The 26400-nt window shown below is 64.5% G+C and carries 5 protein-coding genes; all 5 read right to left on the reverse strand.

Annotation, left to right across the window (positions count from 1 at the left end):
• Positions 1-81 precede the first annotated feature (81 nt).
• The gene (locus AB4O40_RS08620; protein WP_460160144.1) at positions 82-11886 is read right to left on the reverse strand and encodes an amino acid adenylation domain-containing protein; all 11805 of its coding nucleotides are present in this window, start codon (positions 11884-11886) and stop codon (positions 82-84) included.
• Entirely contained in the window at positions 11883-14981 is a 3099-nt protein-coding gene (locus AB4O40_RS08625) for a non-ribosomal peptide synthetase (protein ID WP_460054971.1), read from the reverse strand. The genes AB4O40_RS08620 and AB4O40_RS08625 overlap by 4 nt, the downstream gene beginning before the upstream one ends.
• Before the next feature lie 11 nt (positions 14982-14992).
• Positions 14993-16051, reverse strand: coding sequence for a TauD/TfdA family dioxygenase (locus tag AB4O40_RS08630; RefSeq protein ID WP_460054965.1), 1059 nt, complete (start codon positions 16049-16051; stop codon positions 14993-14995).
• Between the two features lie 52 nt (positions 16052-16103).
• A complete protein-coding gene (locus tag AB4O40_RS08635; protein WP_460054962.1) occupies positions 16104-25340 on the reverse strand; it encodes an amino acid adenylation domain-containing protein in 9237 nt (3078 codons plus the stop codon).
• Positions 25341-25581: 241 nt separating this feature from the next.
• Positions 25582-26316, reverse strand: coding sequence for a thioesterase II family protein (locus AB4O40_RS08640; protein ID WP_409079188.1), 735 nt, complete (start codon positions 26314-26316; stop codon positions 25582-25584).
• Positions 26317-26400: the final 84 nt, after the last annotated feature.

The following is a 26400-nucleotide window of genomic DNA, read 5'->3' on the forward strand; positions in this document are numbered from 1 at the left end:
TCCAAAAATAAAAAGCTCGCCCAATAAACGAACCGTGAGGACCGTTCATTAGGGCGAGCCTGTTTTTGTCGCGGGCAAGCCCTAGAACTGCGGTACCACCTCCCGACTCAGCGCCGCCACCACGGTGTCCAGGCACTCATCCTGCTGCAGGATATCAAAGTGACCGGCCGTTACCCTTTGCACCTTGCGCAGCCGTGGTTGCTGACGTTCCAGGGTCGCGCGTTCGGCCGTCGGATTGCCATCGGCCCACCAGCAATGCAGTTCGGCCTGCGTAATCGGCAGGGTTTCGACCTGCCGCGACAACGCCTTCAAGCGCGTGCTGACCATGAACGTCTGGGCCAGTTCGTCTGCGCCAAGCAGCGCATAACCGCTGGCCTGATCGCTTTCGCTGTCGATCACCGCGCGAATGATCCGCGCCACGGCGTCGTGGTCCCCCGCTCTCTCGACACTCAGTGCCCGGGCGATCACCTCGCCATCCATGCCCAAGGTTGCACCGAGGAACTCGGCCAGATCCGTGCGCCACTCATCCGGGCTGGCGACGGTATTGGCCTGGGTCGGTACAAAGCTGTCCACCAGACCGATGAACGCCACACGCTGGTCCTGTTGTTCGAACAGGTCACTCACCATCAACGCCAGCGCCCCGCCCAGCGACCAGCCCAGCACGTGGTACGGGCCCCGGGGTTGCCGGGCGCGGATCGCCTCGACGTAGTCGGCGGCCATCTGCGATAGCGAGGTGTCGTGCCACTGCCGGTCCAGCAGCATCCGGCATTGCACGCCGTACACCGTGCGCTCGCCCTCCAGGCGCCGGGCCAGTGGCTCGTAGTCGAACACCGTGCCGAAACCGGCGTGCAGGCAGAACAGCGGCGGCTGATCGCCTACCACCTGGTTGAGCAGCAACAGCGGTTGCGGACGCTGTCGCAGCGGCTGTTCATCGACACCGGACAACCCGGCAATCGTCGGCTTGGCCATCATGTCCCGTAGCTTGAGCTGGAAGCCAGGCTCATTCAGGGCGCGGACTTTCGAGATCACCTTGAGGGTGCGCAGCGAATCGCCGCCCAGTTCGAAGAAGTTGTCGGTGATGCCGACCTTCTCGATGCCCAGCACCTGCTGCCAGATGTCCGCCAGCGCCCATTCCAGCGGCGTGCGTGGCGCCACGTAGTCGCGACCGCTGAAGGCCGGGTCCGGCAAGGCCTTGCGGTCGAGCTTGCCGTTGGGGGTCAGCGGGAAGCGCGGCAGCACCACGACCTGCGTCGGCACCATGTAGTCGGGCAGGCTCTCGCGCAATGCCGCCTGGCAACGCGGGCCGAGGCCATCGTCTTGCGCCGCCACCACATAACCCACCAATTGCGGCCCCTGGCTGTTGTCCCGCACCACCACCAGCGCATCGTTGACCCCGGCCTGCTCGCGCAATCGGGCTTCGATTTCGCCCAGTTCGATGCGGAAGCCGCGCACCTTGACCTGATGGTCGATGCGCCCGACGTAATCGAACACGCCATCCTCGCGACGGCGCACCAGGTCGCCGGTGCGGTACAGGCGCCCGCCCTCGGTGCTGAACGGGTCGGCGACGAAGCGCTCGGCAGACTGCCACGGGTGACGATGGTAGCCGCGCGCGACGCCCCGTCCGCCGATGTATAGTTCGCCGACCATGCCCACCGGCAGCGGGTTGAGGTCCATGTCCAGCACGTGCAGGCTGCGGGCGCCGACGCGTTGGCCAATCGGCGCATACATCGCCTGGCAGTGGCCGTCGGCGGCGATTTTCCACAGCAGCGGCGTGACCACGGTCTCCGTCGGGCCGTAGCCGTTGACCAGGAATTGCGGCCTGAGTGTGTGCTTGACCCGTTCAAATGTGGCGTCCGGCACCGCATCGCCACCGAAGCAATAGATGCGCACCGGCGGTGGATCGCCACCCTGCAATTCGGCATGTTCGGCCAGTTGCAGCAGGTACGCCGGCGGGAAGCAGGCGACGCTGATGCGTTGGCGGTGCAGCACCGCCAGGGTCTGTTCGGCGGTCCACAAGGTGTTGTCGCGGATCACCAGGGTCGAGCCGCTGATCAGCGCGGTGATCCAGCGTTCATGGGCACCGTCGAAGGCGAACGACATGAAATGCAGTTCGCGATTGTCCGGGTCCATCTCGTACAGCTCGGCGATGGCTTGCACGTGCATGCTCAGCGGCCCGTGGGCCACAGCGACACTTTTCGGCTTGCCGGTGGAGCCCGAGGTGTAGATCAGGTAGGCCAGTTGCTCGGCATGCACCGCGCGTTGCGGTGCCGGCACCTCGACGTCGAGGTTCAGGCGATCCACGGCGACCATTGCCGTGCCCGGATTGAGTTGCGCGCTATCACGCAGCCGCTCCTGGGTCAGCAACAGGCGCATGTCGCTGTCGGCCATCATGTAGCGCAGGCGTTCCTGCGGGTATTGCGGGTCCAGCGGCACATAAGCGGCGCCGCACTTCATCACCGCCAGCAGCGACACCACCAGCTCCAGCGAGCGCTCCATGAACACGCCGATCACGTCTTCGGCCTGCACGCCTTGTTCCAGCAGATACACCGCCAGGGCATCGGAGCGACGGTCCAGTTCGGCGTAGCTCAAGTGCTCGGCGTCGCGCTCGGCATAACTGAGCACCAGCGCCGTGTGCTCCGGTTGCAGTCGCGCACGCTGGCGGATCAGTTCGTGCACCGGCGTCTCGTCCCCCTCGGCCACCACCGGCAGTTCGCCGTCCAGCACCCGGCCTTCGTCCAGGGTCAGCAGGCCCAGTTCACCGACCGCGCGCCCGGCGTCGTCGCACAGGCGCTGCATCAGGCTTTCCATGTGGCTGCGCAGGACTTCGACGGTGGCCAGGTCGAACTGATCGCGCTGGTGCATGTACTCGATGCGCAGCCCTTCGTCGAGGCTGACCATCAGGTCCATGGCGAAGCTGGTCAGGCCGAAATCGGAGACGTCGTCGAAGCGCAGGGCATCGCCGTTCCACTCGCGCAGGGTGCGGTCCACCGGCTGGTTTTCGAACACGATGATGCTGTCGAACAACGACTGCCCACCCTGCCCGGCCCAGCGCTGGATATCGCTGAGCGGGGTTTGCTGGTAGTCGCGGATGTCGAGGTTGTAGGCCTGGAGTTCGCGCAGCCAGTCGCCGACGCGGGCTTCGGTCGGCACCGTGTTGACCACCGGCAAGGTGTTGATGAACAGCCCGAGCATGTTCTCCGAGCCGTTGAGGGTTTCCGGGCGGCCGGACACGGTGGCGCCGAAGGTCACCGTGCGCTGGCCGGTGTAGCGCTGCAACAGCAGCAGCCACGCGGCTTGCACCAGGGTGTTGAGGGTCACTTGCTGTTGCTGGGCAAAGGCCTGAAAACGTGCGGTCTGCCCGGCGCTCAGGTGCGTATAGATCGCGTGGTAACCGGCTTGCGGCGCTTTGACCGGCAAGGCGCGGGCCAGGTGGGTGGCGCCTTCGAGATTACTGAGTTTGTCTTTCCAGAACGCTTCGCTGGCCTCGGCGACTTGCTGGCCGAGCCAGTCGATGTAGTCGCGATAGGCCGCCACCGGCTCGTGCTCCTCACCGCTGTAATGACGCAGCACTTCACCGATCAGGCGCGACACGCTCCAGCCATCCATGAGGATGTGGTGGTAGGTCCAGATCAGGCGATAGCGGTCGTCTTCCAGACGCACCAGCAACAGGCGCAACAACGGCGCACGGTTCAGCGAGAAGCCGCGTTCGCGTTCCTCAAGCGCCAGTTGGCGCACACGCCCGGGCTGATTGTCCAGCCCGCGCCAGTCCAATTCAGTGAGCAATGACGGCGCGTCACGCCGCACCACTTGCAGCGGTTCCTTGTCGCCTTCCCAGAGGAATGCGGTACGTAGAATCCCGTGACGCCGGGCGGCATCGGCCCATGCTGCATGGAAGCGCGCGCCATCAACCCCGCGCACGCCCACTTCGATCTGGTTGACGTACAGCCCCGAGTCGCCGTCCTGCACCGAGTGGAACAGCATGCCCTGCTGCATCGGCGACAGCGGATAGACGTCCTCGACTTCGTCCGCCGTCAGTTCCAGCGCCTGATATTGCGCTTCACTCAGTTCGACTTTTGCTGCCGGTGCAACCTGCGTCGGCACGGCCTGATTCGCCGTGAGCGGTTGAGCGACCATGGCCAGTTCGGCGATGGTCGGATGGCTGAACACGTCCTTGGGGGAAATGCTCAACCCGGCCTTGCGTGCGCGGCTGACGGCCTGGATCGAGACGATGGAATCGCCGCCCAGTTCGAAGAAGTTGTCCTGCATACCGATCTGCGGTACTTCGAACAACGCCTGCCACACTGTTTGCAGCGTTGTTTCCACGGCATTGCGCGGCGCGATGTATTCACGCACTTGCTGGTCCGGCTGCGGCAATGCGCGGCGATCCAGCTTGCCGTTGGGTGTTACCGGCAACTGATCGAGCAGCAGCACGTGGCTCGGCTGCATGTGTTCGGGCAGCGCGTTGCGCAGGTGTTGCTTGAGTGGATCGACAGCGGCATCACCCACGACGTAAGCCACCAGTTGTTTGGATTTGCCGACGTCGAGGGCGATCACCACCGCTTCGCGCACCGATGGATGCTCCAGCAGGCAGGCTTCGATTTCCCCCAGCTCAATGCGCAAGCCACGGATCTTCACTTGATGGTCGATGCGCCCGACGTATTCGATCACGCCGCCTTCGCGATAACGCGCCAGGTCGCCGGTGCGGTACAGGCGCTCGCCCTGCTCACCGAACGGGCTGGCGACAAAGCGCTCGGCGGTCAGGTCGGGACGGTTGTGGTAACCACGGGCCAGGCCGATACCGCCCAGGTACAGCTCACCCACGCAACCCTGGACTTGCGGTTGCAGGCTGTCGTCGAGGATGTAGGTCACCAGGTTGGCGATCGGATAACCGATCGGCACGCTGAAGCCGCCGTCATCGACACAGGTCCAGTGGGTCACGTCGATGGCCGCTTCGGTCGGGCCGTAGAGGTTGTACAGGCCGACGTTGGGCAGCACGCGGAACAGGTTGTGCTGCAAGTCCGCCGACAAGGCTTCGCCGCTGCACAGGATCTGCCGCAGGCTGGCGCAACGCTCGAAGCCTTCGCCCTGGACAAACGCCTGCAACATCGACGGCACGAAATGCAGGGTGCTGACCTGGTACTGCTCGATCAGGTCGACCAGTTGCGCCGGATCGCGATGGGCGCCCGGTTCGGCCATGGCCAGGCGTGCACCGGTCATCAATGGCCAGAAGAACTCCCAGACCGATACGTCAAAACTGAACGGGGTTTTCTGCAATACGGTGTCGCGCCCATCCAGTGGGTACGCGCCCTGCATCCACGCCAGGCGGTTGTACAAGGCATCGTGACGGTTGGCCGCGCCCTTGGGTTTGCCCGTGGAGCCGGAGGTGTAGATCATGTAGGCCAGCGATTGCAGCTCGACCACGCAGGGCAGGTTTTCGTCGCTCAGGCCGTCCAGCAAACCGGCCATGTCATCGAGACAAATCGCCGTGGTGGCGGGCGGAATCGGCAACTGCTGCAGCAGATGCCGCTGGGTCAACAGCAGGTGTACGCCGCTGTCGTTGAACATGTGTTCCAGGCGTTCGCGCGGGTAGTCCGGGTCCAGCGGCACGTAGGCGCCACCGGCCTTCATGATCGCCAGCAGGCCGATCACCAGTTCCAGCGAACGCTCGGCGGCAATGCCCACCAACACTTCGGCGCCAACGCCCTGGCTGCGCAGGTAGTGCGCCAGCCGGTTGGCCTGTTGGTTGAGTTCGCGATAGCTGAGGGTCTGGCCGGCAAACACCAGGGCCGGGGCCTCGGGGGTTTGCAGTACCTGGGCTTCGAAGCACTGGTAGACCGGGCGCACATCCGGCCAGGCCTGCGCGGTGCGGTTGAAACCTTCGACCTGCTGCGCCGTTTGTGCGGCATCGAGCAGGCTCAGGCGCCCCAAGGGCTGCTGCGGCGTACTCACCATGGCATCGAGCAACGCCAGCAGACGTGCGCTCAAGCCTTCGATGGCTTCGGCGCTGAACAGTGCCGTGTCGTAGTTGAAACGCAAATCCAGGCATTTACCCAGCTCGGCGGCGATGGTCAGGGGGAAGCTGGTCTGGTCGTGGTTACTGATACCGGAGAACTTCAACGTGCTGGCGTTACCCTCTTCCAGCGCTTGCGCCACCGGGTAGTTTTCGAACACCAGCAGCGTGTCGAACAACGCTTCGCCAGAGTGCCCGGCCCAACGCTGCACATCCGCCAGCGGCGTGTATTCGACCTCGCGCAACCTGAGGTTGAGCGCCTGGACTTCATCGATCCATTGGCTGACCGTGCGTTCGGGGTGCGGCGTGGCGATCACCGGCAAGGTGTTGATGAACAGACCGATCTGCTGCTCGATCCCCTGCAACTCACTCGGACGCCCCGACACCGTGGCGCCGAACGCCACGGTCTGCTGCCCGGTGTAGCGCTGCAACAGCAACAGCCACGCCGCTTGCAGCAGGGTGTTGGGCGTGACGCGAGCCTGACGGGCAAAGCTGCTCAGGCGCTCGGTGGCCGCGCGGTCCAGGCTCAGGTGCAGGGTGCGATGAGCACCGCCCTGCGCCGCAACCGGCCCCGGCAAGGCACCGGCCAGTCGCGTCGGCTCGGTGAACGACTGCAACTGCTCCAGCCAGAACGCTTCGCACGCAGCCCGATCACGGCTGCCCAGCCAGGTCATGTAATCGCGATAACGACCGACGCTTGGCGCGGGCATGATCCCGCAATACCGCTGGAGCACTTCGCCGAACAACTGCGAAGTGCTCCAGCCGTCCAGCAGGATGTGGTGGTGGGTGAAGATCAGGTGATGAATATCGCTGGCAGTCTGCACCAGGGTCAGGCGCAGCAACGGCGCCAACGTCAGGTCGAAACCGCGCAAACGGTCGACCTCGGCCAGGCGATCCAGCGCTTCGGTCACCGTGGTTTGATCGCGCCAATCGAGCACAGTCAGCGGCAGCGTGGCGTCGGCCAGGATCACTTGCAGCGGCCGCGAGCCGTTGCTTTCGCTGAAGAACGCGGCGCGCAGCACTTCATGGCGCTGCAGTGTCTGTTGCCAGGCATCGCCGAACGCCTCGACGTCGAGGCCCTGCACATCCACGCGCATCTGCGGCACGTAGGCCCCGGCATCCGGGGCGAACAGGCTGTGGAACAACATGCCTTGCTGCATCGGCGACAGCGGCAGGATGTCTTCGATCCGGCTGGCCGCCAGCGACAAGGCATCCAGTTGCGCCTGATCGACGCGCACCAGCGGCACGTCGCTCGGGGTCAACCCGCCGGTACCGCTCAGGCAATGTTCGATCAGCTGTTGCAGTTCCAAGGCGTAGGCATCGGCCAGACTCTGCACGGTCTGTGGTTTGAACACTTCACCGCTGAAGGTCCAGCTCAGGCGCAGTTGCCCGGCGTAGACCTGACCGTTGATGCTCAGGCCCCGGTCCAGTTCGGCCGATGCGCCCTGCTCGGCGCCACCGCTTTCCCGGGCCGGGCGCCATGGTGCCTGTTGGTCGAAGCTGGCGTCGAACTGGCCCATGTAGTTGAAGGTAACCTGTGGCGAAGGCAGATCCTCAAGGCCGGCGTCGGCCAGATAGCGCAGGATGCCGAAGCCGATGCCTTTGTCGGGCACGGCGCGCAGTTGTTCCTTGACCGCTTTGATGCTGCCGGCCAGATCAGTGGCCGGGGTGAGTTTCACCGGGAAAATCGAGGTAAACCAGCCCAGGGTGCGGGTCAGGTCGATGTCGTCGAACAGGTCTTCACGACCGTGACCTTCCAGCTTCACCAGGGTCGAAGTTTGACCGGTCCATTGACCCAGCACCCGCGCCAGCGCCGTCAGCAACAGGTCGTTGACCTGGGTGCGGTAAGCCGCCGGGGCGTCCTGCAGCAGTTGGCGGGTCAAGGTGCTGTCGAGCACGGTTTCCACGCTGACGGCATGCAGGCTGGCCAGGCTGCCTAGGGGGTTGTCGGCGGGCAGTTCAACTTGCACGTCGTGGAACTGGTCTTGCCAGTAACTGGCCTGGCTGGCCAACCCGGCACTTTGCGCATGGGATTGCAGGCGCGCGGCCCAGGCCTGATAGGCGCTGGTTTTCGTGGGCAGACGCACGGGTTGAGCTTGCTGCGCTTGTTGATACGCGGTTTGCAAATCTTCCAGCAGCAATCGCCAGGACACGCCGTCCACCGCCAGGTGATGCACCACCAGCAACAGGCGCTGCCCCGCCGCGCCCATGTCCACCAGCAAGGCGCGCAACAGCGGGCCGTCCTGCAGGTTCAGGCTGGCTTGCGCGGCGTTGCACAGTTCCAACAACTCATCGGCATCGGCTGCCTGGCGCTGCCATAGCACCTCGGCGCTGTTCCACTGCTCGGCCTGGGCCTGTTGCCAGGTGCCGTCGACATTACGCAAACGCAGGCGCAATGCATCGTGATGCTCTACCAGTGCGGCCAAAGCCTGTTGCAGGCTGACGCTGTCCAGAGGCTCGCGCAGTTCCAGCAGCAGCGACTGGTTCCAGTGATGACGGGCCTCGATGTCCTGCTCGAAGAACCAATGCTGGATCGGCGTCAGCAGCACCTCGCCATGCACCGGCCCCTGATCGATGAGCAACCCGGCGCTGCGTACCGCGACCTTCGCCAGGCTCTGCACGGTCTGGTGCTGGAACAGGTCCCGGGGGGTGATGCGAATCCCGGCCTGACGCGCGCGGCTGACCACCTGGATCGAGATGATCGAGTCGCCGCCCAGTTCGAAGAAGTTGTCGTCGATGCCTACGCGCTCGAGTTTGAGCACGTCTTGCCAAATTGCTGCCAATGCAGCCTGCATCTCGTCCAGCGGTGCCGTGTAGGCCTGTTGCGCCAGCGCGGCGTCGGGCTTGGGTAGCGCGTTGCGATCAAGCTTGCCGTTGCTGGTCAGCGGCCACTGATCGAGTTTGATCAGGTGCGCCGGCACCATGTAATCCGGCAAGCCGGCCTGCAAATGTTCGCGCAGGGACTGGCGCAAATCGCTGTCGTCGCCGATCGTGGTGAACCACGCCACCAGTTGCGGGCTGCCATTGACCTCGGGCGCCAGCACCAGCGCCTGTTCGATGGCCGGATGGCTTTGCAGGCGATCCTGGATTTCCCCCAGTTCGATGCGGAAGCCACGGATCTTCACTTGGTGGTCGATACGCCCGGCGTACTCGATGCTGCCATCGGCGCAGTACCGCGCCAGATCGCCGGTGCGGTACAGGCGCGCGCCCGATTCGGTGGCGAACAGATCCGGGACAAACCGCGTGGCGGTCAGGTCGGCACGCTGGTGATAGCCGCGAGCAAGGCCGGCACCGCCGACGTACAACTCTCCGACGCAACCCTTGGCCACCGGGTTCAGGCGCGGGTCGAGCACGTACCAGCGCAGATCGCCGATCGGCTCGCCCAGCGGCGAGTTGTTGGCGCCATCGAGGTCGGCGCGGGACAGCGGCCGGTAGCTCACGTGCACCGTGGTTTCGGTGATGCCGTACATATTGATCAGCAACGGCTGCCGGTCGTCGAAGGCGTCGTACCACGGACGCAGGCTGGCCACGTCCAGCGCCTCGCCGCCGAACACCACATACCGCAGGGCCATGGCTTGTGAATTGGCGCAGGCGAACGGCAGCAACTGCCGGAATGCCGAAGGCGTCTGGTTGAGCACGGTGACGCGCTCGTCACGCAGTAAGCGGGCGAAGTCCTCCGGGGAGCGGCTGACCGCATGGGGCACCACCACCAGCTTGCCGCCGTAGAACAGCGCGCCAAATATTTCCCACACGGAAAAGTCGAACGCATAGGAGTGGAACAGGCTCCACACATCCTGCCCATTGAAACCGAACCATTGTTCCGTGGCGCTGAACAGCCGCGTCAGATTGCTGTGGGGCAACAGCGTGCCCTTCGGTTTGCCGGTGGAACCGGAGGTGTAGATGACGTAGGCCAGGTTTTCTGGAGCAGTCAGGTTCGGCAGGTTGTCGGCACTGGCCTCGGACAGCCAGTCGCTGGCGTGATCGAGGCAGATCACTTCAATGTCTTCGTTCAATGGCAGGCGCGGCATCAGCGCCGAATCGGTCAGCAACAGGCGCGTGCCGCTGTCGGCGAGCAGGTAGGCCAGGCGATCCTGCGGGTACTCCGGGTCCAGCGGCACGTAGGCGCCACCGGCCTTGAGGATCGCCAGCAGGCTGACGATCATCTCCAGCGAACGCTCCAGGGCGATGCCCACCAACACGTCCGGGCCGACGCCGCGCTCGCGCAGGCGATGGGCGATGCGGTTGGCGCGGCGGTTCAGTTCGGCGTATGTGAGGGTGACGCCGTCGCAGGTCACGGCGATGTTGTTCGGGTGCGCGGCGGCCTGGGCTTCGATCAGTTGATGGGCGCACAACAGGTTCGCCTGATCGCCGTTCAACACCGAACTGCGATTCCAGTCGAGCAAGGTGGCCTGCTGCTCGGCGGCGTCGAGCATTCGCAGGTCCGCCAGGGCAACCGTGCTGTCAGTGCAAATCGCCTGCAACAGGTTCAGCCAGTGCCGGCCGAGACGCTCGATGGTCGAGGCGTCGAACAGTTCGGTGGCGTAGACGAACGACGCGTGGATACCCTCGTCGCCCTCGACGGTGTCGAGCATCAGGTCGAACTTGGTGGTCTCTTCATCCCAGATCAGCGGTTCGACCCTCAGCCCCGGTAGAACCCAGCGTTGCGGGCCACCACTGTCGCGCTGGTGGTTGAACATCACCTGGAACAGCGGCGTATGGCTCAAGCTGCGCTCCACCCCCAGGCCATCGACCAATTGCTCGAACGGCAGGTCCTGATGGGCCTGGGCGCCGAGGGCCGCAGCCTTGATCTCCGCCAGCAATTGCCCAAACGGCTGGTCGGCCCGTGGCTGGCTGCGCAGTACCTGGGTGTTGACGAAGAAGCCCAGCAGGTTTTCCACGTCCTGGCGGGTGCGGTTGGCAATCGGCACGCCGACACGGATGTCCTGCTCGCCGTTGTAGCGATGCAACAACGTCTGCAATGCCGCCATCAGCACCATGAACAAGGTGCAGCCTTCGCGGCGCGCAAGATCCCGCAACTGCTCAGTCAATGCGGCAGAAACTTCCAGTTCGACGCTCGCACCCTGCTGGTTCGGGATCGCCGGGCGACGACGGTCGGTCGGCAGGTTCAGTGGCGGATGTTCACGGCCCAACTGCCCACGCCAGTAATCGAGCTGGCGCTCGGCCTCGCCGGCCTCCAGCCACAGGCGCTGCCAGCGGGCGAAGTCGGCGTACTGGATGCCCAACTCCGGCAGCTGCGCAGGCTGCCCGGCACTCAGTTGCACATAAAGTTGGGTGAACTCCTGCAACAGGATCGGCAGCGAGCCGCCGTCGGTGACGATGTGGTGGAAGGTCAGCACCAGCACATGTTGCTGCGCATCGAGGCGGATCAAGCGGCAGCGCATCAACGGGCCGTGCTGCAGGTCGAACGGCTGCTCGGCATTGAGGGCGATCTGCCGTTGCAGTTCGACCTCGTCGCCAGCGCTGACTTCAACCAGCGGCGCATCCATCCGTGGGTGAATCTTTTGCAGCACTTGCTGATCATCGAAGACGAAGGTGGTGCGCAGCACTTCGTGACGCTGTACCAGCGCGCTCAGGGTCTGTGCCAGCGCCTCAGGGTTGAGCTCGCCGCTCAGGCGGAAGGCACCGGTCAGGTTGTAGGCCGTGGCCTGGGGCTGCATCTGCCAGAGGAACCACAAGCGCTGCTGCGCGTAGGACGCCGGCAACATGTCGACGCCGCGGTCCCGTGGCGGGATCGGCAACAGTTCCAGGGTCAGCCCCTGGGCGTGCATCTTCTGTTGCAACGCACGCCGGGCGTCCGCGCTCAAGCCGCAGAAACGCTGGGCCAGGGTCATCATTCTGTCCGGTGCAGCACTCATCGCGCGTGTTCCTCATCCACTTCGTCGAACAACGCTTCAAGGGCGTCTACATCGTTTTCTTTATGTTCACTGTGCTCACGGAACTGCTCGATCTGCGTCGCCAGTCGTTCCAGGGTGTCACCGTCGAAAAACAGCTTGAGCGGGATCGCCAGGTTCAGCTCTTCTTGAATCCGCGCACGAATGCGCGTGGCCAGCAGCGAGTGCCCGCCGAGCTCGAAGAAGTTGTCGTGCACGCCGACGCGCTCGACGTGCAACGCTTCGGCCCAGATCGCCGCCAGGGTTATTTCGAGGTCGTTGCGCGGCGCGACGAAGACGCTGCGGCGCACATCGAGATCGAGCAAGGCCTGGCGATTGAGTTTGCCGTTGGGCATCAGCGGGAAACGCTCCAGCACCTGCAAGCGCGCCGGTTGCAGGTGCCCGGGCAGCACTTCGGCCAGATGGCTGCGCAATTCGTTGAGGCGAATGTCGGCGGTGTCGGCCGGGGACACCACGAAGCCCAGCAGTTGCGGGCCGGTCGGGGTTTCCCGGGCAATCACGGCGGCGTCTTCGATGCCCGGCGCGTTGCGCATGGCCGACTCGATTTCCCCCAGTTCTATGCGGAAGCCGCGGATTTTCACTTGGTGATCGGCTCGGCCCAGATACTCCAGCACGCCATCGGCGCGATAGCGCACCAGGTCGCCGGTGCGATACAGGCGCTGGCCCGCCGCCTTCGTGAACAGGTCGGGGACAAAACGCTCGGCCGTCAGCGTGGCCCGTTGCAGATAACCCCGGGCAATGCCGGCCCCGCCGACATACAACTCGCCTTCGACGCCCACGGCCACCGGTTGCAGGTCCGGGCCGAGCACGTGGATGCGCATGCCGGCAATCGGCTGGCCGATGGGGATGCTGTCATTGTCCTGGTCAAGGGGCAGTTCCCAGGCCGAACACCACACGGTACCTTCGGTCGGGCCGTATTCGTTGACCAGCGCCACCCCCGGCAATGCCTCGCGATGTCGCTGCACCAGTGCGTTGCCGCAGGTTTCGCCGGCGACGATCACACAGGCCAGCGCCTGACGGTCGAGGTGCTCGAGAATTTGCGCGTGGTAGGACGGCAGGGTCAGGTAGTGGGAAATCTCTTCGCGCTGGATCAACTCGGCCAATTGCGCCGGATCCTTGTAGCTGTCTTCGTCCGGCAGGCACAGGGTCGCACCCTGCCCCAACGCCCAGAAAACCCCGGCCACCGAGCTGTCGAAGGAGAACGACGAGAGCATCAGGAATGCCCGCAGCGGCTGGCGGTAGAAAGCGTTGCGCGCCAGGGTCGAGGCCACGGCGTTGGCATGGCTGATCATCACGCCCTTGGGTTTGCCGGTGGAACCGGAGGTGTAGATGACGTAGGCCAGGTTGGCGCTGTCGCCCTGTGGCTCAGGCCGGGTTGACGCAACGGACCAGACTTCGGCCCCCGGCATCAGGGAGATTGTCCGCTCGCTGCGCAACGCTTCGGGCAATGGCTGGCAGGCCAGCACCTGGCGCGCGCCGGTATCGGCGAGCATGAACGCCAGCCGCTCGATCGGGTAGTTCGGGTCCAGCGGCAAGTACGCAGCGCCGGCCTTGAGCGTGCCCAACAGGGCGATGACCATTTCCAGCGAACGTTGGCCGTAGACCGCCACGATCTGGTCCGGCGCCACGCCTTGGGTGCGCAGGGTATTGGCCACCTGGTTGGAGCGCGTATCCAGCTCGGCATAGCTCAGGCGCTCACCGTTGACGCTCACCGCAATGCGCTGCGGATGCAGGCGCGCCTGTTCGCTGAACAGTTCTTGCAGGAAGCGGCACGGCAATGCCTGTTCGGTGGCGTTCGGGTTGAAGCCTTCGATCAGGCGGCTCAGTTGTGCGCCGTTGACCAGGCTTGCCTGAGCCAGGGTCAGCTCGGGCGATGCCAGCAATTGGTGGCTGAACTCGACAAACTGCTCCAGCCATTCGACCAGCATCGATTCGGGCAGCGCACCGTCAAGACACGACAACTGCAATTGATCGCCCTGCACACGCAGGCGCAGGACTTCAGGGTTACCGTCATCCACCTCGATAGCGCTCTCAATGGCAGCCTGATAGACGAAGCCGTAACGCAGCGGCGCGGAACCTTCGACGCTCAGTTCGAATTCATTGAGGCAATCGAGCCACGACAGCGACTGTTCGACGCTGGCGGCAAACGCCACCAGCGCTTGCGCCAGGGTCTGCTGGCTGCGGTGCTCGAAGGCCACCGGCAAGCGCCGGGCGAAGCGCCCGAGGGTGGCGATGGTTTGTTCGTTGCGACCCTCCACCTGCCAGCCCATCAGCAGCTTTTCCTGTTGGCCGATGCGCGCAACGAAGGCGGTCCACAGCAACAGTGCCAATTGCTCTGCCTCAACGCCCGTTTCGACAGCGGCTCGTTGCACGCCAGCCAACCATGGGCCGTCAATCAACGTTGCCTGATGACGAACCAGGGTGACTTCAACGGCTTTTTCGAACGGCAAGCGATGGGCCACGGCGACCTGCTGCTGCAGGTTGCGCCAGAACGCCGCGCCCTGGTGACCGATGTCTTCCTCGCGCAGTTCTTCCTGCCATGCGCTGTAGTCCAGGTATTGCAGCGCGTCCTCGTCGTCGCCCAGGGTTTCACCGCGCAACAGGCTGCCAAGCTCACTCGCCAGCACCCGCAGCGATGCCTCGTCGAAGCTGCATGCCGGGGCCAGCAGAGTGATGAACAGCTGCCCTGCTCCGTCTTCAACCTGCGCCACCACCAGCGCCTGCTTCGAATCTTCAACCATGACTTCACGGCTGCGGCTCAAGGCCTCGGCCACCGAAGGCTGGTTGCGCAGAACTGTGAGCGGCAAGCCAGCGCACAGGCTTTGCACCGGCCACTTCATGCCCGGCAGGCGGCGGTACAGCGTGCGCAGGATTTCATGGCGCTGGCCGAGAGTTTCCAGCGCCCCGCGCAACGCTTGGGCGTCCACTGGCCTGGTGACCGGCAGCGTCAAGGTGGCGAACAGCGGCCGTGCGCCCAGCTCCTGAGCCCGCAAATAAAAGGCCTGCTGGGCCGAAGCCTGGAATACGTCTACCGAAGGTTCGAGGGCGGTGGTGTTCATGTCGGGTGTCCTTATTCCTGATCCAGGTCGGCGCTTTTCTGCGCGATGGCCATGGCCGTGAGGATTTTTCTGTAGCCGGTGAATTCGTTGCGCGCATGTACGCTGAGGATGTTGTCGAGCAGCACCACGTCGCCCTTCTCCCAGGCGAACTCGACCATCACCTCGCGGTAGATGCCTTGCAGGTGGCGAATCACATCGTCGGGAATCGGCGAGCCGTCGCCGAAGAAGGTGTTTTGCGGCAGGTCCTGCGGGCCGAATTCACGCAGCAGGTTGTCGCGGATGCTGTCCGGCAGTGTCAGTGCGTTGAAGAAGGTGCCGTGGTTGAACCAGATGCGCTCGCCGCTCAGTGGATGGCGCACGATGGCCGGGCCGTTCTGCCGGGTGCGCAGGCGGTTGCCCGGTTTCCACTCGGCCTGGATGCCGATTTTCGCGCAGTAGGCCTCGACTTCGCCGCGATCCTCGCTCTGGAACACGGTTTGCCATGGCAGGCCCATGCCATCGCCGTAGTTGCGCACGTACATGATGCGTTTACGGGCAAATTCTTCGCGCACCGCCGGGTCGATCCGCGCGAGGATCCGGCGGGTATCGCCAAAGGGGGTTTCACCGCCGGTGGTCGACGGCGTGTCGCAGTAGAAATACAGGTGACGCGGGAACACCGGCGAGTACGAGTGTTCGTTGTGCGGGAAGATTTTTTCCGGCGCCGGGTAGTCGGTGGAGCTGTAGATCTTGAACTGGCCGCTGATCTGGGTCCGTGGCGAAGCGCGGAACAGGTACTCCAGGGCACCGCCGGAAATCCCGTCGACGCAGCGGTTGAACTCGCCGATATCGGCCACCTGGAAGCCACGGAACAGGATCACCGCGTGTTCCAGCAGCTTGCTTTCGATCAGCGCGCGATTCTGGGTCGCCCATTCCACCAGGCTCACGCCGGACACGGCCGGACGGCACACCAGCGGCATGCTCAGGCCTTCGAACAGCGGCGCAAAACTCACCAGCCGCGTCGGATCGGTGGACAGGCTTTTACGGGCACCACGGCCCATCCTGGGCATGGACTTGGTCGTTGAAACGGTCATAAACCCCTCCAGAAAATGTTGACGGCGGCGCTCAAGGGCGCCGCCGACTGAATCAGTCCGCCGCTGTTTTCGCTGCCGCTGCGCCGCGGTTCGCCGAGCGACGCTTGATCGCCATGGCGCCGCCGAGCAAGGCCTTGCGTTGCTCGTTCAAGCGCGCATCGGCACGGCGTTGCACGTCGGTCGCCAGGTCCAGCAACTCACCGACCTGCACTCCGTCAGCGCGTATCAGCGCTTCGAGTACCGCCCGGATCTGCTCGAACAAGGACTCCAGCGTGCTCGGCAGGTACTGGCCCACCGGCGTTTCGAAACTCAGGTGAATGTGTTCGGCATCGTTGTAGAACGCGGCGACCATGCCGATCTCGGCGGCCTGGCGCCCGGACGGGAAGTCCTCGATCTGCAGGCCTTCCATCGACGGCAGGCGAGCAACGCCTTCCTGGTAGATCAGCTTGATGTCGAACAGCGGCGAACGGCCGGCCCGGCGCGGCAGGCGCATGGCTTCCACCAGGCGCTCGAACGGCAAGTCCTGATGGTCCGAAGCCTCCAGCACCGCCCGACGACAGGCCTCCAGCAACTGCGCCGCCGACTGCTCGGCATCGACCTCCACTTGCAGTACTAATTGGTTAACGAAGAAGCCGACCATTTCTTCAAGCTCGGCTTGATTTCGGTTGGCGATATCGGTGCCGATGCGCACCCGACCGACCTCGGTACGCTGGCGCAGGACCAGGGTGAAACCGGCCAGCAGCAGCATGAACAGCGACAGATCGCGCTGTTGGGCAAAGTCGCGCAGCTGCTGGCTGAGTTCGCCGCTGAAGGTGAAATGGGCGCTGGCACCTTCTTGTGTCCTGCGCCGGTCGCCATCGGCAGGCAACTCCAGCACCGCCTGGGGCTCGGCAAGGCGCTGCTGCCAGTAGTCGAGTTGGCGCTGCAACTCGCCGCCCTGCTCCAGCCACTGGCGCTGCCATTTGGCGAAGTCGGCGTACTGCACGCTGTGCGCTGGCAGTTGCGGGGTCTGGCCACGGTTGAGGGTTGGATAGAGCGTGACGAATTCATTGATCAGCACGCGGAACGACCAGTCATCGGCGACGATGTGATGCACCGTCAGCAACAGCACATGCTCGTCATCCGCGACCCGCAGCACCCGCACCCGCAGCAACGGACCGTGGCGCAGGTCGAATGGCCGGGAGACTTCCTCGCGGGCCAGTTGCTGCGCTTCGACGTCCGGCGCCGGCCGATGCCGCAGGTCGCTGTCGACAAAACTCAACGGCAGTTGCGCATGCACCCGTTGCCAGGTCTGGCCGTCTTCTTCATAGAACGTGGTGCGCAACACGCCGTGACGCTGCACCAGGGTTTCGAAGGTCTGGCGCAGGGCGTCAAGGTTCAACTCGCCCCGCAGGCGCAAGGCACCGGGCATGTTGTACATCGAACTGTCCGGCTCCAGGTTCCAGAGGAACCACAGGCGCTGCTGGGCAAAGGACAACGGCCGGCGTTCGCCGCTGGTGTCCGCCACCAGCGCCGGGCGTTCACAGCTGTGTTGCAGCGCCTGCACCTGAGCGGCGAAGCCCTCGAGGCGCGGATGCTCGAACAGGCTGCGCAAGCTCACCGACAAGCCCAGGCGCTGGCGGATCTGCGAGACGATCTGCGTCGCCAGCAACGAGTGCCCGCCCAGTTCGAAGAAGCTGTTTTCCCGGTCGACACGACTGACCTGCAACACCTGCCGCCAGATCTGTGCCAGTTCGATTTCCAGCTCGCCTTGCGGCGCACTACCGACTTCGGCCTCCCAGACCTGCGGGGCCGGCAACGCGGCGCGATCGAGTTTGCCGTTGCGGTTGAGCGGCAATGCAGCCAGCAACACCAGTTGCGCCGGCAGCATGTAGTCCGGCAGGCGCTCGCCCAAGGCGCGGCGTACGGTGTCGGTGAGCTGACGCGCATCCGCCGCCAGCAGCCCGGCATCGGCCGGCACCACGTAGCCGATCAATTGCTTGCCGCCGACGCCTTCATGCACCAACACCGCGGCTTCGCTGATCATCGGCAGGCCTTGCAGATGCGCTTCCAGCTCACCCAGTTCGACCCGGAAACCACGGATTTTCACCTGATGATCGATGCGCCCCAGGTACTCCAGCGCACCATCCTCGCGATAGCGCGCCAGGTCGCCGCTGCGATACAGCCGCGCCCCCGGCGTGGTGGAAAACGGATCGGCAATGAAACGTTCGGCGCTCAAGCCCGGTCGCTGGTGATAGCGCTGGGCAAGGCCGTCGTCGCCGCCGATGCACAATTCGCCGACGCAACCGGTCGGCAGCAGGTGGCCTTCGCTGTCCAGCACATACAGTGCGCGACCCGGCAGGGCCTTGCCGATGGGCACGCCAATCAGATTGCGGGTATCGACCAGCGTGCACTCATGGGTGCTGGACACCACCGTGGCTTCGGTCGGCCCGTAGGTGTTGAGCAGGCGCACATCGCCCAAACCGGCGGCGTGCCACAGCTTCAGGCCTTCCAGCGACATGGCTTCGCCGCCGACGTGGACCTGGCGCAAGCGCCCCTTGTCCCGCTGCGGTTGCGCGGCCCACTCCTGAGCCAGCAGAAACCAGTACGCCGCCGGCAAATCCGCCAGGGTCACGCCCTGTTCGATGATCTGGCGGTAGAGGGTGTCGGTGTCCCACAACTCATCGCCGCGCATCACCAGCGCCGCGCCCACGCACAATGACGGGTAGCACTGCTCGACAAAGCCATCGAAGCTGAACGTGGCGAATTGCAGCACGCGGTCTTGCGCGGTGAGTTGTGAATAGTCCGCCGCGATCACGCAAAACTCGCGCAGCGCGGCATGGGCCAGGCACACGCCTTTCGGCCGTCCGGTGGAGCCGGAGGTGTAGATCAGATAGGCGAGGTCTTCGGCGCTGGCGAGGTTGACCGGGTTGTCGGTGCAATACCCGGCGGCTGCGCCCGGCTCCAGCGCCAGGCGCGGCAACCCTTGCGGCAGTGCTACATCGGCCAGCAGACCCGGTTGCGCCAGCAGCAGGTCCATGCCGCTGTCTTCGATCATGTAGGCCAGGCGCTCGGCCGGGTAATCCGGGTCCAGCGGCACATAACCGGCGCCGGACTTGAGGATCGCCATCAGGCTGACGATCATCTGCGCATTGCGCCGCACCGACAGCCCCACCCGCTGCCCCGGCGCCACACCCTGGGCGCGCAGGCGATGGGCGAGCTGGTTGGCCTGGGCATTGAGTTGGGCGTAGGTCAGGCGTTCGTCACCGAGCATCACCGCCAGCGCATCGGGGGTGCGGGCCGCTTGTTGCTCGAAGCGCTGATGGGCCAGCAACGGACTGTCCAGTTGTGGCACCGGTGGACGCGAGCCGCGTATTACCCGGGCTTGGACCTGAGCATCCAGCAGGCTGACGGCACCGAGCGCCTGTTGTGGCTGGGCAACAAATTGCGCCAGCACATGCAGCAGGCTGGCGCCCAACTGGCTGATCTGCGCAGCACTGAACCGGGAGCGGTCGAAACTGAAATCCAGTCGCAACGTGGCGCCGACTTCGATGCCGAGGGTCAGTGGGTAGCTGGTGATTTCGTGATTGTGCAGCGCGCCGAAGGTCAGGCCCGCCGGCGCTCCTTGCTTGAGGGCTGCGGCCACCGGGAAGTTCTCGAACACCAGCAGGCTGTCGAACAGCGCCCCCTGTTGCCCGGCCCAGCCCTGAATATCGTACAGCGGCACGTGTTCGAACTCGCGCAGGCTCAGGTTCAGGGCTTGCAGGTCGTTGAGCCACTGGGCCACCGACTGCCCGGCCTGGGGCGCGGCGATGATCGGCAGGGTGTTGATGAACAGCCCCAACTGCTGCTCGATGCCCGGCAACGGCGCGGAGCGTCCGGCAATCGTCGCGCCGAAGGCCACACAGGACTGGCCGGTGTAGCGCTGCAACAGCAGGCCCCAGGCACCTTGCAGCAAGGTGTTGAGGGTGATTTTCTGCTGGCGGGCGAAATCGCTCAGGTGCTGTAGCGTGGCGCTTTCAAGGGTCAATTGATGTTCGTCCATGCCGCGCCCTTCGGCGGGCGCCGGCAAGGCTTGCGCCAGCAGCGTCGGTGTTTCCAGCGGCGTCAGCGCCTGTTTCCAGAACTGTTCGGCGGCCAGCAGCGGCTGCTGTTGAATCCAGCGCAGGTAGTCGCGGTATTGCCCCAACGGCCTGGCCAACGTCTGGCCGGCATAGTGCTGGATCACTTCGCCAAGCAACTGAGCGTTGCTCCAGCCGTCCATGAGGATGTGATGGCTGGTGTATATCAGGTGCCAGTCTTCACTGCCCCGACGTACCAGCAGCAGGCGGAACAACGGCGCGGCGCCGAGTTCGAAGCCACGGCTGCGCTCCTCGGCGGCCAGTGCATCGAGGTCGATGTCGGCCGCTTCGACCACTTGCAGTTGCAGGTCGATCTGGCGATGAATCACCTGATGCGCGCACTCGAGCCCCAACCAGTGGAAGCTGCTGCGCAGGATGTCGTGGCGATTGATCGCCGCCTGCCAGGCCCGGCCGAACGCCACGATTTCAAGGCCCTGAATATCCAGGCGCAGTTGATTGATGTAGGCCTCGGCCTGGGGTTCGTACAGGGTGTGGAACAGCATGCCCTGCTGCATCGGCGTCAGCGGGTAAACATCCTCGATGGCCGGCGCCGCAACAGGCAAGGCATCGAGTTGTGCCTGGGTGATGCGCGCCAGCGGGAAGTCCGATGGCGTGACCTGGCCTGCCGTTGTCGCGCAGCAATGCTCGATCAGCGTCTTGAGTTCTTCGGTGTAGGCATCGGCCAGTCGTTGCACGGTGGAATCGGCAAACAGGTCACGGCTGAAGCCCCATTGCAGCGAGAGCTGCCCGCCATAGACCTGGCCTTCCACGGTCAGCCAGTTGGCCAGCGGCGCATCGTCGCCCTGGGCCTGGCCGCCGCTTTCCGGGGCCGGGACGAACAGCGCGGCGTTGTCGAACTGACGGTCGAACTGCCCCAAGTAGTTGAAGGTGATCCGTGGCGCCGGCAAGTCTTGCAGGGCCTGACGCTGCACCGGTTCGCCGAGGTAGCGCAGCAAGCCGTAGCCCAGGCCTTTGCCGGGAATGGCGCGCAGTTGCTCCTTGATCGACTTGATCGAACTTTCTACTTCGGCCTCGGGTTGCAGGCGCACTGGAAACAGGCTGGTGAACCAGCCGACGGTGCGGCTCAGGTCGAGGTCGGCGGACAGGTCTTCGCGGCCGTGGCCTTCCAGCTGGATCAGCGTCGAGCCCTGCCCGCTCCAGCGACGGATGACCCGCGCCAGCGCCGTGAGCAACAGATCATTGACCTGGGTGCGATAGGCCGCCGGGGCTTGTTGCAGCAGACGTTGGGTTAACTCGGCGTCAAGTTTCGATTCGATCTTGTGTCCGTGGCGCTGCTGCATGCTGCCCCGGGGGTTGTCACACGGCAGGTCCCGGGCATCGGCCATTTGCGCCTGCCAGTACGGCAACTGCTCACTGAGTGTTTGGGCGTGCTGTTGCAGGTGCGCGGCCCAGGTTTGGTAGGCGCTGGTTTTCTCGGGCAGCGCCACTTGCCGGTAAGCCTGTTGCAGGTCTTCGAGCAACACCCGCCACGACACCCCGTCCACGACCAGGTGATGAACCACCAGCAGCAGGCGCTGGCTGCCGTCGTCGAGACTGACCAGCAAGGCACGCAGCAGCGGCCCGTCGGCCAGATCAAGGCTGCGTTGCGCTTCATCGCACAGGGCGGTCATGGCTTCGGCCGAAGACGCCCGACGCGGCCACAATCCAGCTGACTCGACTGGCGCTGCATGGCGCTGCTGCCAGCCTTCGTCACCGGCAATGAAGCGCAGGCGCAAGGCGTCGTGGTGGTTGATGACGGTAACCAACGCCTGTTCCAACACTTGCGGATTCAGCGCTTCCCGGGGCGTCAGCAGCAGCGACTGATTCCAGTGCCGGCGCTGGGCGATGGCCTGTTCGAAGAAGTAATGCTGCGCCGGGGTCAGGATCACTTCGCCACTGACCGGGCCTTGATCGATGTTGCTGCGGCTGTCGAACGTCGCGACCAATGCCAGGCTGCGCACGGTCTGGTACTGGAACAGGTCCCGCGGGCTGAGGCGAATGCCAGCCTGGCGGGCGCGGCTGACCACCTGGATGGAAATGATCGAGTCGCCGCCAAGTTCGAAGAAGTTGTCTTCGAGGCCCACGGGTTCTGCGCCCAATACGTCCTGCCAGATCTGCGCCAGCGCGATCTGCATCGCATCCAGCGGCGCAACGAATGCCTGTTGCGGCACGGCGTCGGGTGGCGGCAAGGCCTTGCGGTCGAGCTTGCCATTGGCGGTCACCGGCAAGGCATGCAGCGGCATCAGGTAGGTGGGCACCATGTATTCCGGCAGGCTGCCGAGCAGCCAGGCCTTGAGGGTTTGCGGCCACTGCGGGTCGGTGTCGGTATTTTCCAGCACCAGATACGCCACCAGCTGCTTGCCGCCCTGCACCAGCACCACGGCCTCGCGCACCAGCGCATGCTGCATCAGGCGAGTCTCGATTTCCCCCAGCTCGATGCGCAGGCCGCGCAATTTGACTTGATGGTCGAGGCGTCCGAGGTATTCGATCACACCGTCGGCGCGCTGGCGCACGCGGTCGCCGGTGCGGTACAAGCGCGCGCCATCATCGAAGGGGCACGGCACGAAACGCTCGGCGCTGAGCGCCGGACGCCGGTGATAGCTGCGCGCCAGCCCGGCGCCGCCGAGGTACAACTCCCCCGCCACGCCGGCCGGAACCGGGAGCAATTGCGCATCCAGCACATGGGTGCGCAGGTTGGCGATGGGCCGGCCGATGGGCACGCTGTCGGCGCCTTCGTCGATGCAGGTCCAGTGGGTGACGTCGATGGCCGCCTCGGTCGGGCCGTACAGGTTGTACAACCCGGCGCCCGGCAGCTTTTTGAACACCTGCAATTGCGCATCCAGCGGCAAGGCCTCACCGCTGCAGACGATGCGCTTGAGGCCGGTGCAAGCCTCGACGCCCGGTTCGTGGATGAACGCCTGAAGCATTGATGGCACAAAGTGCAGTGTACTGATGCCCTGGTCTTCGATCAGGCGGATCAACTGCGCCGGTTCGCGATGTGCCCCCGGCGGCGCCACCACCAGCCGCGCACCGGTCATCAGCGGCCAGAAGAACTCCCACACCGACACGTCGAAACTGAACGGGGTTTTCTGCAACACCGAGTCGCTGCCATCCAGCCCGTAAGCCTGTTGCATCCAGCACAAGCGGTTGACCAGAGCTCCGTGACTGTTGCCGGCGCCTTTGGGCTTGCCGGTGGAACCGGAGGTGTAGATCACGTAGGCCAGGTTCAACGGATGCACGTCGACCTGCGGACAGGTTTCGCTGTATCCGTCGAGCCAGTTGTGCTCCTGATCCAGGGCGATGACCTTGACGCCCTCGGTGGGCAGTACGTCGACCAAGCTGCTTTGGCTGAGCAGCAAGCCAATCGCACTGTCTTCGATCATGTAGGCCAGGCGCTCGGCCGGGTACTCCGGGTCCAGCGGTACGTAGGCACCACCGGCCTTGTGAATCGCCAGCAGGCCGATGACCATTTCCAGCGAACGCTCGACGCAGATCCCCACCAGCACATCCGGGCCGACGCCCTGCTCGCGCAAGCAGTGCGCCAGTTGATTGCTGCGAGCGTCGAGTTGCCCGTAGCTGAGCTGACGCTCGCCAAACACCAGCGCCGGCGCGTCGGGGGTGCGTCGGGCCTGGGCCTGAATGAACTGGTGCAGGCACTGCTCGACCGGATAGGTCTCGGCGGTGCGGTTCCAGTCCTGCACCAGCACTTGCTGCTCATCCGCGGTCAGCATCGGCAACTCGCCGACTCTTTGCGTCGAGTCGTCGACAATCGCCTGCAACAGGCGCGTCCAGTGCCCGGCCATGCGCGCAATGGTATCGGCCTCGAACAGGTCGCTGGCGTAGGTCAGCGCGGCGTGCAGCTTGCCGCCCTTCTCCCAGGTGTCGAGGGTCAGGTCGAACTGGGTGGTGCGGCTTTGCCAGTCAATGCTGCCCAGCTCCAGACCGGACGCGGTGCTGACCGAGGCCATGTCGGCCACGTGCGGCTGGTGGTTGTACATCACCTGGAACAGCGGCGTGTGGCTGAGGCTGCGTTCCAGTTTCAGCGCCTCGACCAGACGCTCGAATGGCAGGTCCTGATGGGCCTGGGCGCCGAGGGCGGTTTCCTTGATGGCGCGCAGCAGGTCATCGACCCGGGTCTGGCCGTCCAGTTGCGTGCGCAGCACCTGGGTGTTGACGAAGAAGCCGATCAGGCCTTCGATTTCCGCGCGGTTGCGGTTGGCGATGGGCACGCCGACGCGGATGTCGGTTTGCCCGGTGTAGCGATGGAGCAAAGCGTTGAAGGCGCCGAGCAACAGCATGAACAGGGTGATGTTGTGCTTCTGTGCGGTGCTGCGCAGGCGCTCCGCCAGTTGTGCCTCGACCGCGAATTCGTAGCGGGTGCCGCGATAGCTCGGCATCGCCGGGCGCGAATGGTTTAGGGGCAACTCCAGCACCGGGTGTTCGTCACCCAACTGCGCCTGCCAATACGCCAGTTGCCGCGCCTGCTCGCCCGCCTCCAGCCAGCGGCGCTGCCATAGGGCGTAGTCGCTGTACTGGATCGGCAACGCTGCCAACTGCGGTTGCGCGCCCGCATCGAAGGCGTCGTAGCAGCGGATGAATTCGTCGATCAGCACGTTCATCGACCAGCCGTCAGAGACGATGTGGTGCAGGGTCAGCAACAGCACGTGCTGTTGTTCGGCGAGCTTGAGCAAGGTCACCCGCAGCAGCGGACCGGTCGACAGATCGAACGGCAGTACCGATTGCTGCTCGGCGGTTTCAGCCACGGCACGTTCGCGCTCATTGGCAGGTAATTCGCTGAAATCCACCTGCTCGATGACCAGCGGCGCAGCGGCCGGCACTTGCAGCAAGCTGTCATCGGCCTGACGGGCGAACACCGTGCGCAGGGTTTCATGCCGCGCCACCAGGCTGGCGAACGCCTGCTCCAGCGCCGGCAGGTTCAGGCGACCGGTTAACCGCACCGCGCCCGGCAGGTTGTAGGCGCCGCTGTGGGGATCCAGTTGCCAGAGAAACCACATGCGTTGCTGGGCGTACGACAGTGCCTGGCGATCCTCGGCCTCGATGCCGGCGGGAATCGGGAAACGGGCGAAATCCACGCCCTCCTTGTGCAAGGCCGCAAGGAACATCTGACGCTTTTCCAGGGGCAACCCGATAAACCGGCGAGCAAGTTTCAAGGAGTCTTCAGCATTCATCTATCGGCATCCGCATCAGTAGGCAGCAGGCGCAAAGGCGCGTCGTGCCTATAAAACGAATGCAGGCGGGAAAAATTAGCGGATCAGGCGGAAGGTGAAACGCGCAATACAGAACAATGAAAAACCTGTGGGAGCGAGCTTGCTCGCGATGGCGGAGTGTCAGTCACATGAATGCTGAATGTGCCGCCGTCATCGCGGCAGGCCCGCTCCCACAGGGATCGGGTGAAATTTGAGAGTGGTGTTAACCCACGGCAGCCATGGAAAGCCGCCGATGATGCACCTCAAGCTGATCCTTGATCACCCGCAGGACCTTGGCTTCCTGCTCATGGATGAAGAAGTGCCCGCCAGCCAGCATGTCCACCGAAAAACTGCCACGGGTTTCCTGGCTCCAGCCGATCAACTGTTCGGCGCTGGCGCGATCGCTCTTGCCACCGAGAACATGCACCGGGCACTTGAGCAAGGGGCGTTGAATTGGCGCGAAACGCCCACAGAGCAGGAAGTCCGCACGCAGCACCGGCAGGGTCAGGCTCATCAACTCTTCGTTGGCCAGGATCTCTTCGCTGGTGCCGTTGAGGGTGCGCAGTTGCTCGATCAGTTCGGCGTCGGTCTTGGGCTGGGCGAAGCCCCGGTCGTAGTCGGCGCGCAGGGTCGGTGCGGCGGTGCCCGAGGCGAACAGCGCTACCGGCTCCGGGCAGCCCAGCGAGCGAAACGCATGGGCCATCTCGCAGGCCAGCAACGCGCCCATGCTGTGGCCGAACAATGCGTATGGCGCCTTGAGCGTGGTTTTTTGTTCCTGGGCCAATTGCAGCGCCAGGCGGCGCATGTCGGTGTGCAAGGGCTCGCCGTACCGCGCGCCACGCCCCGGCAGTTCCACCGGTTGCAGCGTGAGCCACTGCGGCAGTTTGCGCCGCCAACGGCTATAGACCATGGCACTCGCGCCCGAATAGGGCAGGCACAGCAATGTCAGCGGGGTCACCGGGCTTTCCTCGAAAGTTGTCTGTTTGGAGAACGGACGAGGAGCCCAAAGAATTAGCCATACGAATAACCCATAGGTAAATCT

The organism is Pseudomonas sp. S2_F07 (genome assembly GCF_054668325.1).